Raw genomic sequence first — 16,939 nt, forward strand, 5'->3', positions numbered from 1 at the left:
GGTCGCCGAGCGGCGGAAGGATTTAGGTGAAGACACCAAAGCAGCCATAAAGCAACGGAATTGTACGGTCTGTAGCGAGAAATACCAAAACGTTTTGGCATTTCCTCACTTCGGATGCGGTTCTCTACTCACAGACGCTATTGCGCCGGCGCTTGCATTAGGTGAATGTAATCGTGTGGATAAGTTCTTCGATAAGTCTTGACAGTAAGAATTTGTCAGGTGTTAGATGTGAACCCAACCAGACCGAATCGTTTCGATATTTTATGAGGTCCTTACATGGCGATAACTTCACTCCGCCCGCTACGCTTCACGAATTTTTTGCGGGTTCGAGAATGGGTTCAGAGTGAGATCGCCAGGGATGAATCGCTTGGTGAAGTAATGCAGGAGGCTGCAATGAATCTTCGATGGGAAACGAAGAGACGTTTTCTCCACAGTGCTTTCGGGTTTGTGATTCTCGTTATTACCGCTCTCTCCGCCTATGCGCAGATTGATCGCGGGGCGATCGTCGGCAGGGTAGTGGACGCCTCTGGCGCTGTCGTTCCCAGAGCGGCTGTGACGGTAACCAACAAGGGAACTGGAGTGGCAGTCAACACTACGACGAACGACACCGGAGAATATCAGGTTTTGGCACTGATCCCGGGCACTTATTCGGTGCGCGTCAGTTCACAAGGATTCGACACTGTTGTTCGGGACAGTCTCGAGCTGCATGTGCAGGATCGTCTTTCCATTGAAGTGGCATTGCGCGTCGGATCAGTCAATCAAGAGGTCGTCGTCACTGGCAGCGAGCCGTTGTTGCAAACCGAGTCGGCGGACATCGGCAATGTAGTCGACTCACGACAGATTAACGATCTTCCCCTAAACGGACGCCGCTATGCAGACCTCGCGCTCCTGGAACCGGGAGTGCAAAAGTTCTACGGAGCCGCAAATCCAGCTCCAGACCGCTTCAGCGTAAACGGAAATCTCGAGCTTCAGAACAATTTCCGGCTGAATGGCATCGACAACAATTCCTGGTCGGAGAATCTTCAGGAATTCTCCGTGCAGGTGGTACAGCCGCCGCCAGACGCCGTGCAGGAATTTCGTGTGCAGACACGAACCTACTCCTCAGAGTTCGGGAACTCCGCCGGAGCTGTAATCAATACTGCGATCAAGTCCGGCACAAACGGTTATCACGGCAATCTATTTGAATACGTTCGCAATAGCATCTTCGACGCCAATTCATGGGCAAACAATAACGCAACTCCGCGTAAGCCAAAGGGCCGTTTCTCTCAGAATCAGTTTGGAGGCACGTTCGGCGGTCCCATCATCAAGGACAAAACCTTCTTCTTCTTCGACCTGCAGCGTTTCACTAGCCGTCGTTCCACGCCGATAAAGAGCACAGTTCCCACTCCACTGATGAAGCAGGGGAACTTTACTGAGCTTAAGAACACGCTCAATGATTCTCCCGTAGCGGGCCAATCCGGCTGCGTGGCGGGAAACATCATTCAGTCGAGATGCATCGATCCGGTGGGCGCCAAGATCGCTGCGCTTTTCCCCGATCCGAACATTACTTTTCCAGTTCCTCTTGGGACGCCTGGAAGTTGGACGGGGGCTCAAAACTACATCTTTTCTACTGTCGTCCCCAATGACACGTGGTCGCTCGATGGCCGTGTCGATCACACTTTGAACCAAAAGGATCACATCACGGGCAGTTACAGCTACTACCACGTGAGCCGCCAGGATCCACCCTGGACGAGCGATCCCGTTCCGGGAAATGGAAATTTCGCCACGCAATATCGCACACACACTCAGCTTGTGTCATTGGGCTGGACACACAACCTTTCGAATAACTTCCTGAGCGATGCGCGATTTGGCTTCAACCGCGATTACGCTCACAGCGATCCAGTTGGTCTAACGCTTGGCAAGTCCCTGGCGCCCGACTTCGGTCTTAACGGCATTCCCAACACACCCAACACGGCAGGTTTGCCGCCAATCGAGATTAATGGCCTTACGCGGCTAGGCACGTCGCCATGGCGCCCGCAGTACCAGATCTCGCAGGCGTGGAACCTGATCGAGAATCTCAGCTGGCTCAAAGGCAGCCACAGCTTCAAGTTCGGCTACGAGTACGTCAAGCGCGGCGACAACTTCCTCGATATACGAGCTCCACAGGGAGAGCCGATGATAACCGGTATCTACACTGCCGCCAGCTCGTTTGGCTTGCCCGACTTTTTGTTAGGCGACGTAGACGCGACACGCTTCACCACGCCTCTCGTCGTCCACTACTTCCAACCCGGACACTCGTTCTATGCCATGGACACGTGGCGAGCGACTTCCAAGCTGAACCTCACCTATGGCGTGCGCTATGAGGTGTTTGCTCCCATCATGAGCCGCGACAACCTGGTCTCCAACTTCACTTCGGCGAATGGTGGAGGTATCGTCAGCGCCCCGGGCAACGCATCGGGTTGGGCCAACCGGGCATTGATCCAACCAGACAAAAATGATTTCGCTCCGCGCGTCGGAGTCGCCTACCAGTTCACGAAGAAAATGGTCGTCCGTGGCGGCTATGGGATCTTCTACCAGCACTACAACCGCATCGGATCGGAGAGCCTGCTCGAACTCAATCCGCCGTTCCTGCAGGACATACAGCTCAATCAGGGCACCGGAAGCTCGACTCCAATCTTCCAGCTCAAGAATGGATTCCCGTTGAGCACCATCACCGGCACGGCGCTTGATCTCACCAAGCTGCAACTACGCGCTCAAGATCCCAACCAGCGGTCAGGTTACGTAGAACAGGCAAGCTTCGGTCCGGAATATGAGCTCTTCCAGGACACTGTGCTTGCGGCGACATACGTCGGGAATTGGGGCCGGAAGATGAACCGCCTCAGGAACGGCAATCAGGGTCTCATCACCGGCGCCGACAGCGGATGTCCCATTGTGCAATTCCCGTTTGCGAACCTGAATACCATCTCAAACATTGATACGCTAAATCCTGACCCGGTTGCACGCGTGAAAACGCCATGCGTTCTCAACGGTCAGCATGGCTTCCTTGAACTCGCCACGAACGATGGCAATACGGACTATAACGGCCTCGACTTATCCCTTCGCAAGCGCATGTCGAAGGGATTTGGCTACGCCGTCAACTACACCTACAGCCATGGACTTGCAAATTTCCAGGACAATCTAACCGGAGGCTCCACACCGGCCAATGCATACAACTACGGCGCCGAAATGAGCAACTCGCCGTTTGACGTTCGCCATCGCCTTGTCAGCAACTTCACCTGGGATCTGCCCATCGGCAGAGGGAAGCGATTCGTATCGGGCGACAACTTGGCGAGCAATCTGCTCGGCGGATGGCAGTTCAACGGAATCGTCACTCTGCAAACTGGAACGCCCTTCAGCGTGACGACGCCGGACGTGAGCTTCACCGGCTCGAACCACGCTTCTTACCCAAATTGCGTAGGCGATCCCTTTGCGGGCGCTACCAGCGACCCTGCCAGCTACACCAGCACAGGCTTCTTTATCAATCCTACGGCGTTTGCATTCCCGGCCAGAGGAACATTCGGCACGTGCAGACCGCGCGCATTCCACGGTCCTGGGATTCAGACTACCGATCTGAGCCTGTTCAAGATGTTTCGCATGACCGAACGTTTTACCTGGCAGTTCCGGGCTGAATTCTTCAACGCATTCAATCATCCAAACTTCGCTAACCCAAATGCGAGCTTCACACTCGCCAATAGCGGTACCGGCGGCTCCTTCGGCAAGGTTTCAAATACGCTGAATCCGATTTTGGGAACGGGATCGGGAGGACCGGGTGATCCGCGGGAGATTCAGTTGGCACTGAAGCTTTATTTCTGAGAACCACAATACCCATTATGGGAGCCGACGAAAGTCGGCTCCTTTTTTTGGGAGAATTGGCCTGTCCCGCGGACGCCCTTCGTTTCTATTTGACGCGTGGCGTGTCGGGAATTCTAATGCAAGGCTCCATGGAGAGTTCCAACTTACAAGTAACAATTCCCGGAGCTGAGATTCTAGAGAGACCAAGGCGGTCTTATTCGAGCGGCTGAGGAGCCAGATAAGAATTTGCTGCACGATGAATAAGGATTAGCTGCGGAAAAGCAATGCCGTGGCGAGCAGTTCAGTGGCGCCGGATATTTACCGTCTCGTTGGGCCTCACAGTAAATTTTTCTTCGCGTCCTGAACTTAGCTTCAGCAACACGTTCGCTGGAGCTTCGGCGATTCCGATCGCGTGTTTCAAGTTTCCGTGCTCGTCGCTGACCAGGCGAACTGTACTGCTCGTCCGGCACAAGTCGCGATTGTTAATTCTGAGGTAGGCGACGCCCGCCGAATAGCGCAGCTTCGCTATTCGAGTGGGAACGAGCTTCCAGCTGTAACTCGCTCGCAGGTCTGGCGGCATCGGACGCACATTCCATTCAAGATCTTTTCCCTGCTTGCGCACTCCAGCGAGTCTCCAGGTGAAATCAAAAAAAACCAGGGCTGCCGGAGAATAGTCGGCCTCTCCCATCGTGAAACTGCCGTTGAGCGGGTCCATCTGTTGCAGAAACTTGTCGACCTTCAATATGGCTTCTAGCCATCGCTGCATCAGGTGCGCCAGATCGGCGGGTTTCCCGTAATGCTCCATCCATCTTGGCGCACGCAGTGCGGTTAAAGCTTGAGCGGCCCCTCCCCACGAGTTTGGCGGAATCGGCCGTACAAAAGCGGGATCATCGAGCGCGATCGAAGGGAACGGATAAGGCACCCAGAAGGCGGATGGATTGTGAATTTGGTGTCGATAAACGGTGTCGAACAGGTTTTGATCGACCACGTGCTCGCTAAGCACTCGAGTGATCACATCTCCGCGAATGCGCACGAACTGATCCTGCGCGTCACGGTCATAAAATGCGGCGTCCTCTTCCGAATACAGGCGTGTCAGGATCGCAGTGCGAATTGCGTCCGCATCCGCCAGCCAGCGGTCGTGCTCCGCTGTCATTCCCAGCGCGTTTGCCATAGCAGCAAGCGCGATGCGACCTCCGTAAACAGTGGCGGAGAGATCGGGCGACAGCCGAGGCAGCGACGGAAGCGGCGGACACTTGCGCGCATCACCATCCGGACAACGGTTCGGCATTCCCGCCCATCTTGGGCTGTTGTCATGGCCGGTATCGTATGTGCAGAATCCTTCGCACAACCGCGTCTGCCGCGTATCGCGATACTTCTGCAACCATTGATCCCATTTGCTGCATGCGTTGTACGCTTTCTCGAGAAGCTCACTGTCGCCGTTCTGCTGAGCAACCTCCCACGCCGTTGCGGCGATCGGGACGACCATCTGAATCTGAGCGAATCCCACAGCTCCCTTGCGAACCCAGCAGGGCATCTGCCCGTCCTCACGTTGCAGGGCAAAAAAGAGAAGATGATTGTTGCGCGCTACATCGGCTCGAATCGGAGCATATACGAGCGCCTCGTGCGGAGCGCACTCCAGCCAGGCGCCTTGATAATTGGCGCCTTCGATCAATACTGGCTTCGGATAATTTGCAAGTCGTACGATGTTCGCTCGAAGTGTCCGGAGCGCATGCGAATACACGGCTTGGTATCGCGCATCGCTAGTTTCAAAGAGAGCGATTTCAAGCGAATTAAAGTCGGAGTCAGCGTTCTCCGGGAAGGCAAATGCGTGGGAGCAGTGCCATAGGAAAGACGCGCCAGCGAGCACTGAACTCGTTTTGATGAAGTCCCGCCGCTTCACTTTTGGCCTGGTGTAAGTCTTGCTTCAATTGAGCCGGAGCTTGTCTCGCGTGATCCACACTGCGACGCCATAAACTCCAACTCTGTGCCCCAGCAACGAAAGGCGCGTTGTCGGGGACCCGACCGCCGGTACTACTGTCATCCCGAAACGAAGTGACGGATCTGCTGTTTGCTTCAACGCCAAAACAGCAGATCCCTCGCGCCAACGTCAGGCGCTTCGCAATGAAAGTCCATAGGCCTCGGCGAGATCAAAGCGATCAAGGTTCATCACCTTGTTCCATACGGCGATGAAGTCATGAACAAACTGCTCTTTAGCGTCGTCACATGCATAGACTTCCGCGATCGCTCGGAGCTGCGAGTTCGAACCAAACAGCAGATCGACGCGCGTCGCGGTCCATTTGAGTTCGCCGGTCGCGCGATCGCGTCCTTCATAGACGCCGCCGGTGCCGTTGGTTCCCGGCTGCCACTTCGTCTTCATGTCGAGCAGGTTGACGAAGAAATCGTTGGTCAGCGTCTCCGGACGCTTGGTGAACACTCCGTGCTTCGACTGCCCGAAGTTCGCATTCAATCCGCGGAGTCCACCCACGAGTACCGTCATCTCTGGCGCGGTCAGAGTTAGCAACTGCGCGCGATCCAACAACAACTCCTCCGCGGATCTTTGCTCTCCCTTGCGGCGATAGTTGCGGAACGCATCTGCCGCCGGCTCCAGCACAGCGAAGGAGTGCACATCAGTCTGCTCTTGAGAAGCATCCGTGCGACCCGGCGAAAAGGTTACCTTCACGTTGTGTCCGGCCTTTTTCGCAGCTTGTTCAACCGCTGCGTTGCCTCCCAGAACGATCAGGTCCGCCAGCGAGATTTTCTTTCCTTTGCTCCCATTTGTCTGCGAGCTGTTGAATTCTTTCTGGATTGTTTCCAGCTTTTGCAGAACTTTCCCTAACTGGGCCGGCTGGTTCACCTCCCAATCCTTCTGTGGAGCCAGGCGAATGCGAGCTCCATTCGCGCCACCGCGTTTGTCGGAGCCGCGGAAAGTTGAGGCCGACGCCCACGCTGTCGTCACCAGTTCTGAGATCGATAGACCAGACGCGAGAATCTTAGCCTTCAGAGCAGCAGCGTCTTTGTCGCCGATCAGCTTGTGATTCACTTTGGGAACGGGATCCTGCCACAACTGCGGCTCCTTAGGAACGAGTGGGCCCAAGTAGCGGGAGATTGGACCCATATCGCGGTGGGTCAGCTTAAACCACGCTTTGGCGAACGCCTCGCCGAGTTCCTGCGGATGATCGTGGAAGCGTTTCGCAATTGGGCCATAAATAGGATCCATTCTCAGGGCCAAGTCTGTCGTAAGCATGAAAGGCGCGTGCCGCTTCGACGGATCATGGGCATCCGGAACACTGGCTGCCCCAGCTCCATTCTTTGGAGTCCACTGGTTCGCGCCTGCCGGGCTCTTCGTGAGCTCCCACTCAAAGCCGAACAGGTTTTTCAGATAGTTGTTGCTCCACTTCGTAGGGGTCTGGGTCCATGCGCCTTCCAGCCCGCTAGTGATCGTGTGCGCGCCTCTGCCGCTGCCGAACTTGTTGCTCCAGCCGAGACCTTGCTCCTCGACGTCGGCGCCCTCAGGTTCGGAGCCTACGTACTCTGGCGGAGCCGCGGCGCCATGGGTTTTGCCGAAGGTGTGGCCTCCAGCAATCAGCGCAACGGTCTCTTCATCGTTCATCGCCATGCGCGCGAATGTCTCGCGGATGTCGCGTGCCGAAGCGATTGGATCCGGCTTGCCATTCGGACCTTCGGGATTGACGTAGATCAGTCCCATCTGCACCGCGCCGAGATGACCTGCGAGCTCGCGATCGCCGCTGTAGCGCTCGTCCGCCAGCCACTTGCCCTCAGGGCCCCAGTAGATGTCCTCTTCCGGCTCCCAAACATCCGGACGCCCGCCGCCGAAACCGAAGGTCTTAAATCCCATCGACTCTAACGCCACGTTTCCGGCAAGAATCATGAGGTCGGCCCATGAGATCTTGCGCCCATATTTCTGCTTGATCGGCCACAGGAGCCGGCGCGACTTGTCGAGGTTCGCATTGTCCGGCCAGCTGTTGAGCGGAGCAAACCGCTGCGCGCCAGAGCCAGCCCCGCCGCGCCCGTCGCCGATGCGATACGTGCCCGCGCTATGCCAGGCCATGCGAATGAAGAACGGACCATAATGACCGTAATCCGCCGGCCACCACTCCTGCGACGTCATCATTAAGGCATGAAGGTCTTTGATCACGGCCTGCAAATCGAGGGTCTTGAATTCTTCGGCGTAATTGAACGTCTCCCCCATGGGATCAGAGAGCGGCGAATTCTGGTGAAGGACTTTCAGACTAAGTTGGTTCGGCCACCAATCCGCGTTGGTGTGGGCACGGCGAGCGCCATGCGCGACCGGGCACTTGGCCTCGGTTGAAATGGTTTGCTCAAGAGTTTGGGTACCAGCCCCGGCTGCGACGGCAAGTTCTTTTTCCATGTCTCTCCATCTTCTCCCCTCAGAAGGCATAGGTAAAATATATCTTTCCTATGACTTCCATAGGATTTGGGTCTTAATCCGCCGCTAAGGTTCCGGGAAGTTCAGCGGCCCGGTTATTTCTGCGCCAATTCCAACTACCCCTACGGCATGTATCTTGCGAGCAACGGATTCAGCCTGAATCTGGCTAAATTCACTGGTGTTCGCGGATCAGCGAATTTATCAGCGAATTTAACAGCGAATTTTTTCTAAGCAGGTAGGCGAGCAACGGACGATTCCGCGCAACCGCCTGCCACGTCAGGAATTACGGAAACTCGCAATTTTGATCCGCCACAAAGAACAGTGAATAACAGTGAATAAGCAGTGAATTAAGGATTTCGCATCCGTTGCTCGCACCACCGAGTCCGGTGATTCCGACGAGCAATCTCCGGCAGCCGCGCGAGTTCCAAAATGAAATTCCCGTTGACTCGTAATCTTGACTCGTGGTAGCACCGAACCAGGTTCGGTGTGACGGGAAGGCACGGTCGTCGTCCGGAACGCTTGCTGAATCGGAAGTCGATGGGTGCGTCCCGTCTGTCTTCCCGCCTCCGAGTACTCCATGCCTCCGTGGTGAACCCGGTCCTGGATTCAGTGTGCTTTGTAATCTACAAACAAATCAGGAAACTGTTCTTTCAGGGCGCTGATCTTCGGGCGATCGCAGACCAGGATGTAGGGATTGTCAGGATGATGGAGCGCATAATCCTGGTGGTAGTCTTCGGCGCGGTAGAAGCCTTTCAGCGGTGTCACCTCGGTGACAATCGCTTTGGGGAAAACCTTGGCGGCATCGAGCTGCGAGATGTAGGCGGTGGCAATGCGCCGCTGCTCGTCATTCGCGTAGAAGATCGCGGAACGATACGACGTACCCACATCCGGCCCCTGCCGGTTAAGCTGCGTGGGATCGTGAGCGACAGAAAAGAAGATGCGCAGCAACTGTCCATAGGTGATCTTCGAGGGATCGTACACAACCTCCACCGATTCGGCGTGCCCAGTCGTTTCGGTTGTCACCTGATCGTAGCTTGCGGTCGATTTGGAGCCGCCGGCATATCCCGCCGTTGTTTTGATCACGCCTTTCACTCGTTGGAACACCGACTGAGTTCCCCAAAAACAACCGCCGGCAAATACCGCTGACTGCTTGCCTGAAACCGCGGTAAGCGAAGCGTCCGCTGTTGGCGCAGGAATCGGCGCCTTCGGAGCCGCATTGGCGGTGCAGGAGAGAAGGGAAACCGTGACTCCCAGAGTCAAAGCACTAGATAGTAAGCGTGCGAGCATAAGGAAACATCTCCGCTTTCTAATTCATGATAGGACACCGCGTCGGCGTTGACTGTCCAATTTAGAAAATCGTCGAACTGTTCGCCTCGTCTCGTCAATCCTCCCCAATTCGAACCAGCAAAGATTGGAAATTCGTAAGAAAAAGCCTTGAATCATCCTTGACAATAAAAGTTGTCAAGCGTAGCATCCCCCTCGTGCTCGACATCCAGGTCATCGATGATCCGGCAGCGGCGACGGTGGCTTTGGAGCCCATGCGGAGTCGACTCCTCTCCGAGCTGGCCATGCCCGCCTCGGCGGCGACGTTGGCCACGCGGGTTGGCCTGGCGCGGCAGAAAGTCAACTACCACCTGCACGCGCTGGAGGCGCACCAGCTGGTGCGGCTGGCCCAGGAACGCAAGTGGGGCGGGCTGACGGAACGGCTGCTCGTGGCGACGGCCGCTTCCTACGTGGTTTCGCCGAGCGCTCTGGGTCCGGTCGCCGCGGATCCGAATCGGGAAATCGACAGGCTGTCCGCGAGCTATCTCATCGCGCTGGGCGCGCGGGTCGTCCGCGAGGTGGGCGATCTTGTTCGTCGTGCGAAAGCGGCGGGCAAACGTCTGGCGACCCTGGCGGTGGATACCGAGGTTCGCTTCCGGTCGGCGACCGACCGGGCGGCTTTCAGTAACGAACTCACCGAGGCCATAACGAAACTGGTTTCGAAGTACCACGATGTATCCGCCCCCGGCGGCCGCGCGCATCGCCTGGTGGTCGTGGCGTACCCTCTGCCGCAGAAATCTGATTCCAAGGAGCCATCATGAGCGTAAAGAAAGAAGCCTCCGGACGCCGTTCAATCCAGGTCGAAGTCGAGGTCCCCGGCACGCCGGAGGAAGTCTGGCGCGCCGTCGCCACTGGGCCGGGTATTTCGTCCTGGTTCGTGCCGGCGGAGTTCGAGGAGCGCGACGGAAAGCCGGTTGCGGTGAAGTTGAACTTCGGCCCGGGCATGGAATCCCGTTCCGTTGTGACGGCCTGGGATCCGCCGCGCAGGTTTGCCGCGCAGGGCGAGGGCTGGGGCGGCTCGCCGCCCATCGCAACCGAGTGGAGCGTCGAAGCGCGCGCGGGTGGTGTGTGCCTCGTCCGTGTGGTGAATAGCCTCTTCGCCAGCACCGACGACTGGGACAACCAGCTTGAAGGCACCGAATCCGGCTGGCCCGGCTTCTTCCGCACCCTGCGGATCTATCTCACGCACTTCCGCGGCCAACGCTCCGCGATCATGCAGTTCGTGGCTCCCGTCGCGGGAACCGAAGCGGAGGCCTGGGAAACGCTGACCGCGGCATTGGGACTGAAAGGCTTGAGCGTCGGGCAGCGTTGGACGGCGCCCGCGGGTGTCCCGGCGCTCAGCGGCGTGGCGGAGTACGTCAGCCAGAGTCCGTACGACGCCCTGCTGCGGCTCGACAAGCCGGGGCCGGGCGTAGCCGCCTTTGGCGCCTTCAACTTCGGCGGCCAGAGCATGGTTGCGCTGAACTTCTACCATTACGGCAATCAGGCGGCCGCGACCGTCGCCCGCGAGACACCGCTCTGGCAAGCCTGGATTCAAGAACGCTTCCCGGCGCCGTTGGAGACAATCAAGAGTGAATGATCGCTTGGTCATCGGAGTGCGTCATTTGCAAGAAATAATCGCGCAGTTCAGGCTTCCCCTTTTGGTCGAATGATCGCGTGGTCGATGATTCCAGCAACCAGACCTTGCGGATGGCGAGTTTTGTAATTTTGCGGGCGCTTAGGGAGTTGGTGTCCAGAGTTGGGAACCCCCGATTCAGGTTTTCAGGTGGGAGCCCCCGCATTCATGCGGGGGAACAACGCTTCAGCGTTGCAAAGAAGCGATCGCATAATAATTCTTGGGCTTTAGCCCCTGGGCTTCCCGATCTGAAACCCCACGGCTAAAGCCGGAGGAAAAAGAAGAATACGCGCGTTTGCGAGGCTTGAAAGCCTCTCCCCCGGATGAATCCGGGGGCTCCCACCCAAAGCCAAGAACATGGGCTACCGCCTGAAACCCAACCGAGGACTCCCACCTGAATGCGCTCCCGCCGAAATGCCGATCCCAACCCCGTCGTCCTCACGACTACCGAGGTTGTTGATTCCTGGTTCGGGAATCGTTTACTCCGACAGGCTCTCAGGCTGTCCCCATTTGGCCCCCATTTGGCCGCTCAGCTGATCTCGGCGATTTCGAGCGAGAAGTGGATCGAGATGTACGAACAATCGCGCTTGATGACGAGGGCGGGGAAGCAAGGCGCCCCATCGGCGAGCAAGCTGGCCGTCAAGCGCGTCGCCACAAAGCGTCGGCGGTAAACTTTCCCAGCATGACTCGCCGGTATCTCCCCTTGACAGAACTCGAATGGGATTCTGTGTTCTTGGGTTATTGCCTTAGCTGATTGCTGAGTGCTCATTGCTGCTCTTCTGTGGCCTGTCACGCCCGTTCGCCAGTCTGACGGAGAACCGCCGGCGGTAGCCGGTGGGTAAACTCCGAGTTGTGCGACACTTTGTGAAATGGGACGCCAAGCAAAGTGGCTGTGGCTGGTTACGGGAGCAAATCTCGCGGTTGCCATACTGCTGATCCTCATGCTGTATGCAGTCAGGCTGGCGCTGGCGGCCATGGCGCCGGAGATTACGACTTGGCCGCTGCTAGTCGCGCTTCTCGTTGGCTTTCCACTTGCGATCTTCGGACTGCTAATCGCACGACGGGTGTCATCGCGGATTTCGCGGTACGCTGCCTACCTTTTCAATGGTTGTGTCCTACTAATGTATGGTTCGCTGACACTCGGAGGAGCGATGTTATTTGCTCGTACCGTGAACGAGTCCTTTTTCATTCCTGACGGTTATCGCGGAGATGTTTACGTCATTTATGGCAGCCAAAACTGCGAACCTCTTGTCGAGAAAGATGGGGAGATCACCTATCGAATTCCAGGTGATGGAATCCTGCGGGTATGCGGGACGTTAGATCGGAAGACGACACGAACTCGATATTACTACTGGCGACGCGATGGAAGCAGTCAACGAATCAAGAGTCTTTGGTTAACGACGATTGAGAGAACGCCAGAGAATATAGCCGACGATTCGGAGGTTGGCGTATTCTTCCCGCGCACAGGTTCAACTGGAACATTTGCATCCACACCACCTAGTGTTTCGAGGCAATGTTCCGTGGACTTCCAGCAGTTCTATGTCGGGACAAAACATCATCTAATAACAAACTATCGAAAGACCGATCTCCACGCTTATTTGCGAGACCATCCTGTGGGGTGCAAAGGATCAGAGTAGCCAACTTAATTGCATAGCAAAACTCGCTCAGTTCAGGAGCCTGTCGGAGATAGATTTTCTGGAACGAAGAATCAACAACTTGCAAGGAGTGCTCTGTCTGTAAGTTGTTGATTCCTGGTTCGGGAATCGTTTACTCCGACAGGCTCTCAGGCTGTCCCATTTGGCCCTCGCGCACCGTAACGATTTCCTCTGTCGTTCTCCGTGTTCAAAGCCGTTGCTGTTGCCGTTGACTGAGCTAGCTGAAACACGATTTAAACGCACATTTGAAGCATATTGGCCACGCTTTTGCGGCAATCGGGGACAGGAATAACGGTCTTCCTAGCGCACTCTAACGATTTCCTCTGCGATCCTCCGTGTCCTCCGTGTTCAAAGCTGTTGGCGTTGACTTCGCTTATCGCTAATTGCCTTGACGTCTTTGATTGTCTTCACTCTCAACGCCGAAAGGTCCAGCGCAGTTTGACTGCAAATGTTTCGGAGTCGGGAGAGAGATGCAATTCGTGGGGAGTTAGATTGAGCTTCTGCCAGCCGCGGTTCCAGACGACAAAGAGGTCATTTCCCGGCCGAATCGTCCAACGCAGCCGGGTATTCGTGCCAACGTTCTCCGATTCCGTGTCGTACTGAACGAAGGTAGTCAGAACCAAGTTCGGATTCCATGCATAGCTGCCCTTGAGCTGCCACAGGCGCTGGACGAAGTTGCCTTCGCGCAGATGCGCGAAATCATTTTCCGTGCTGATATCGAACTGCCAATGCGCAGCCTTGGATGTCCATCGGATGTAGTTTTCCTGCTGCAGCAGGTCGCCATCGTAAAAGCTGCCGAACCATGTTGTCGTACCACCCTGGAGCGCACGATGCGGGCTTGATTGTGCTTCGAAGCGCCCGCGGGTGAAATGGTAAGAACCCGGCGGGATCACGACACCGGGAGAGATCTCGAACGGAGCCGGCAGAAATTCGAAGTGCGGATACCAATTGACCTCGAACCGGTCGCCCGTTTCCATTCTCACGTTCACCGGCGCCATGAAGTAGTTCCATGACTCCACCTGGCCATGCAGGTCGGTAATGTAGCGAAATTGATTTTCAAAGAACTCCTGCCGAATCCAGCGGAACGGACCGTCTTTCGAAGGCCGTGGTTGCCACGCACAGTATGTTTCCGATTGCCGCGTGCCGGGACGGGGCAAAAATCCCAATCCGGGATTGAGCGCCTCGCCGTACTGGTTGAGCGAAGTCGTGCAATCCCACAGGTCATTGGGATAATCGATTTTGAAGCCCCATCCCTGGCGCTCGCCGGGCCCAACATCGCCCTCGCCACGCGCGGTCCAGGCGCCGATAAAAAGGTTCTTGTTGCGACGGAATGTTGAAGTGCGCCATACCGCGTCAAAGCCCAGCAAACCATTACTTTGGACTCCGCCGGGATCGCCATGGGTGAAGATTGTTCCGATTCGGAACTTGTCTGTAAGGTCGTACGAGACGCGACTAGCCAGCAGATTCGTTCCGGGAACAAAGCCGGCGCTGGTGTTTGCGTCGCGAGTCTGAACGTCTAATGCGGCCAGATTCCAACGTCCAACACGCCCGTTGAGCTTCACGCCTCCATCCAGCGGGATTTGATCGCCGTTGTCCGATAGTCCGACACGGCGACTGAAGAATGGAATGAACTGCTCACTAAGTCCCAGTCCAAAGTCGTACTGGTTTGCGCCTTCGAGAAAAAACGCCCGCTTCTCTGGAAAGAACAGCGGGAAACGTGTGAGGTTGATCTGTCGCGCATCCACTTCGGTTTCTGCGAAGTCGGTGTTAGCGGTGAAGACGGTCACCAGCTGAGGCGTGATCTTCCAGGTGAAATCGCCTCCAACAGCGCCCTGCCACGCATGAGGATCTCCGTGAAAATGCGAAGTGCTTCGGCCCGTGGTGTACGGACTAAGCTCGATGCCGATTCCCTGCCGCAACTCACCAACCCCGCTGAGAACGCCTGCCCGGCTTAGATCGAAGAAGAAGGAATCGAGCGTGGGAGACGACCAGCGCAAAGTCATTCGTTCCCGTGGCACGAAGCGTTCCACATTCAGTCCCCAAGTGGGACGGCCGCGAATGAAACTCAGCGTGCGGCTCGGAATCACAATCTCCGCCGACCAGCCATCCTCGGTGCGTTGAGTTCTGGCATCCCAAATGCCGTCCCAATCAAGAGACGCGCTGTCTGCCTTGGAAATTAATCCGTCATTCCGTGCCCCCGCCGCATTGATCTGAAAGAAGTAGCCGGTGCGACGGTCGCCATATGTATCCAGCACAATCGCAACTGTGTCGTCGCCGGTGAGATTGCCATCGCGCTGCATTCCATGTATGGCGATCCGGGACGCAGCAGGATCGTGGCAGCGAAAGCCAAAGTACACACGATCTTTGTCGACGATCACGCGTACCTCCGTATCGAACGGCGTTGGGGCTCCAGGATTGGGCGATTGCTGTACCAGGCGCAACACCGAAGCCTCCTGCCAAGCCGGTTCATCGAGTTTTCCGTCCAGAACGATTGCACTCGAGATCGGTTTGGCCGCTATAGAGAGGTCATCGCCAAAGCAGAAGGGAGCTGCAATGAGAAGAATTGCGAGCCAGGCACGACTCTGCCGCGAGGCCCAGCGAGGTCGGGGTTGGAAAGCGCGGAACAAAGCATAAAAAGCTAACCACAAAGGACACAAAGACGCACAGAGGAAATTGCGAGAGTAACCACTAGCCGGGGTGTCAACCAGCAACAGCAACACGCTTTGAACACGGAGGACACGGAGATCGCGGAGGAAGATTTCGCTTATTGCCTATCGCTAATTGCTAATTGCTGTCCTTCGCTAGCAGCTTAGAAGCTGAGAAGCTTGTTTTTCGCCTATCTTTCATTACCTACGCCGCTGCCGCGAGGCCCAGTGAGGTTGGTGTTGGAAATCGCGGGACAAAACATAAAAAGCTAACCACAAAGGACACAAAGGCGCACAGAGGAAATCGCGAGAGTAACCAGTAGCCCGGTAAGTCCCTCCGCGATCCTCCGTGTCCTCCGTGTTCAAAGGGGTTGCGGTTGCCGTTGATGTTGCTGGTTGACTTCGCCTATTGCGTATCGCTAATTGCTAATTGCTGCCCTTCGTCTTTCGTTACCTACGTCGCCGCAAGACCTAGCGAGGTCGGTGTTGGAAATCGCGGAACAAAGCATAAAAAGCTAACCACAAAGGACACCAAGGCGCACAGAGGAAATCGCGAGAGTGACCACTAGCCCCCGGTAAGTCTTCCTCCGCGATCTCCGTGTCCTCCGTGTTCAAAGCTGTTGCTGTTGATGTTGACTTAGCTTATTGCCTATCGCTAATTGCTTATTGCTGCCTTTATCGCTAATTGCTGTCCTTCGTCTTTCGTTATCTACGCCGCCGCCGCGACTGCTGCCACAATGCGCGTTAGGAAAGCCCGCATCGAGGCTTGCGGGCTTCAAAGCTTCGCAGCTTTTTTATGAGAGACCAATCCCAACCCGTCGTACCGTTCTCCCTCTGGGCAGGAGCGTATCTGGCGCTTGACGCTCTGATCACGGGGAACATCCACTGGAGTAAAAGCTTCACGCTCGCGCGCGCCCATGCTCCGTTCCTCTTCTGGCTGTATGTGCTGTGCGCGATCGCAGTGGCGATTTTCGGAACTCGTTTCGAAATTCGGATTCGGGAAGGGCTTTGGCAAGACGCGGAGATCGTCCGCCGCAAGTGTTCCTCAAACCTTGTCTGATCGCGGCATTTCCCTTTGCGGTACTCGCCTACGCCGACAAGAATTGGACATCGCACGATGCTGCTCCGGTATGCGCCGGCGGCTGGGTTGCCGCGTGCGCCCTTCTTGTGAGCAAGCATCCCATGTGCGCCCTTGGACTTGGTTTCGCGTTTCTGCCATTCGTCGCCACCACGCTAGTTGCTCACGGTGTCGGGACGCTTGGCTCTTCGCTGAAGCAGCGCGCGCAATCCCCGCACAGCGCCTGATCGGAGCTCTCCGGTCTCGCTGAATGCTGAGTGCTGAGTGCTGCTTTTCTGAAGCAACAACTTAATCCCGGGAATCGCACTGAATCAGAGCCGGACTGATCTCGGTAGCATTCCCACCTCGGCCAAACCTGCTACACCTTTCCGCATCGCAATTGGCAAAGTCATTCCCGAATCTATG

At 56.3% G+C, this 16,939-nt stretch carries 10 protein-coding genes and 2 pseudogenes; 8 read left to right on the forward strand and 4 right to left on the reverse strand.

Translation table 11 applies throughout. The features are described 5' to 3' along the window. Positions 1-276 precede the first annotated feature (276 nt). Positions 277-3,831, forward strand: coding sequence for a hypothetical protein (locus DMG62_18335; GenBank protein PYY21498.1), 3,555 nt, complete (start codon positions 277-279; stop codon positions 3,829-3,831). 604 nt (positions 3,832-4,435) lie between these two features. Here DMG62_18335 and DMG62_18340 read toward each other — a convergent pair. The 3 genes and pseudogenes from DMG62_18340 to msrA all read right to left on the reverse strand — a co-directional run bounded on the left by DMG62_18340 (position 4,436) and on the right by msrA (position 9,505). Then, a pseudogene (locus DMG62_18340) lies at positions 4,436-5,551 on the reverse strand (alpha-L-rhamnosidase). A 366-nt stretch (positions 5,552-5,917) separates the two neighbouring features. Then, positions 5,918-8,200, reverse strand: coding sequence for a catalase/peroxidase HPI (gene katG, locus DMG62_18345; protein ID PYY21499.1), 2,283 nt, complete (start codon positions 8,198-8,200; stop codon positions 5,918-5,920). Between the two features lie 624 nt (positions 8,201-8,824). After that, on the reverse strand, positions 8,825-9,505 hold the full coding sequence (msrA, locus tag DMG62_18350; protein PYY21500.1) for a peptide-methionine (S)-S-oxide reductase: 681 nt from the start codon (positions 9,503-9,505) through the stop codon (positions 8,825-8,827). 194 nt (positions 9,506-9,699) lie between these two features. Here msrA and DMG62_18355 point away from each other — a divergent pair, with 194 nt between their 5' ends. Together DMG62_18355 and DMG62_18360 are read left to right on the forward strand one after the other, a co-directional pair. Next, entirely contained in the window at positions 9,700-10,302 is a 603-nt protein-coding gene (locus tag DMG62_18355; GenBank protein ID PYY21509.1) for a transcriptional regulator, read from the forward strand. Further along, positions 10,299-11,120 carry an ATPase gene (locus DMG62_18360; GenBank protein ID PYY21501.1) on the forward strand — a complete coding sequence of 274 codons (822 nt, stop codon included), beginning with the start codon at positions 10,299-10,301 and terminating at the stop codon, positions 11,118-11,120. Before DMG62_18355 ends, DMG62_18360 begins: the two co-directional genes overlap by 4 nt. Here the strand turns inward: DMG62_18360 and DMG62_18365 are convergent. After that, positions 11,107-11,322, reverse strand: a complete 216-nt coding sequence (locus DMG62_18365; GenBank protein PYY21502.1) for a hypothetical protein — start codon at positions 11,320-11,322, stop codon at positions 11,107-11,109. The genes DMG62_18360 and DMG62_18365 overlap by 14 nt on opposite strands. Positions 11,323-11,686: 364 nt before the next feature. Here DMG62_18365 and DMG62_18370 point away from each other — a divergent pair. The 5 genes and pseudogenes from DMG62_18370 to DMG62_18390 all read left to right on the forward strand — a co-directional run bounded on the left by DMG62_18370 (position 11,687) and on the right by DMG62_18390 (position 16,761). Continuing rightward, a pseudogene (locus tag DMG62_18370) lies at positions 11,687-11,827 on the forward strand (DUF1801 domain-containing protein). A gap of 198 nt (positions 11,828-12,025) precedes the next feature. Next, positions 12,026-12,793 (forward strand): hypothetical protein, encoded by a 768-nt coding sequence (locus tag DMG62_18375; GenBank protein ID PYY21503.1) that lies wholly within the window; start codon positions 12,026-12,028, stop codon positions 12,791-12,793. A gap of 760 nt (positions 12,794-13,553) precedes the next feature. After that, positions 13,554-13,679 (forward strand): hypothetical protein, encoded by a 126-nt coding sequence (locus tag DMG62_18380; GenBank protein PYY21510.1) that lies wholly within the window; start codon positions 13,554-13,556, stop codon positions 13,677-13,679. A gap of 2,573 nt (positions 13,680-16,252) precedes the next feature. Beyond that, positions 16,253-16,516: a hypothetical protein gene (locus tag DMG62_18385; GenBank protein ID PYY21504.1), complete on the forward strand. Its 264-nt coding sequence runs from the start codon at positions 16,253-16,255 to the stop codon at positions 16,514-16,516. Further along, positions 16,495-16,761 carry a hypothetical protein gene (locus DMG62_18390; protein ID PYY21505.1) on the forward strand — a complete coding sequence of 89 codons (267 nt, stop codon included), beginning with the start codon at positions 16,495-16,497 and terminating at the stop codon, positions 16,759-16,761. Before DMG62_18385 ends, DMG62_18390 begins: the two co-directional genes overlap by 22 nt. Positions 16,762-16,939 lie beyond the last annotated feature (178 nt).

This window comes from Acidobacteriota bacterium (assembly GCA_003225175.1).
Taxonomy (GTDB): Bacteria; Acidobacteriota; Terriglobia; order Terriglobales; family Acidobacteriaceae; genus Gp1-AA112.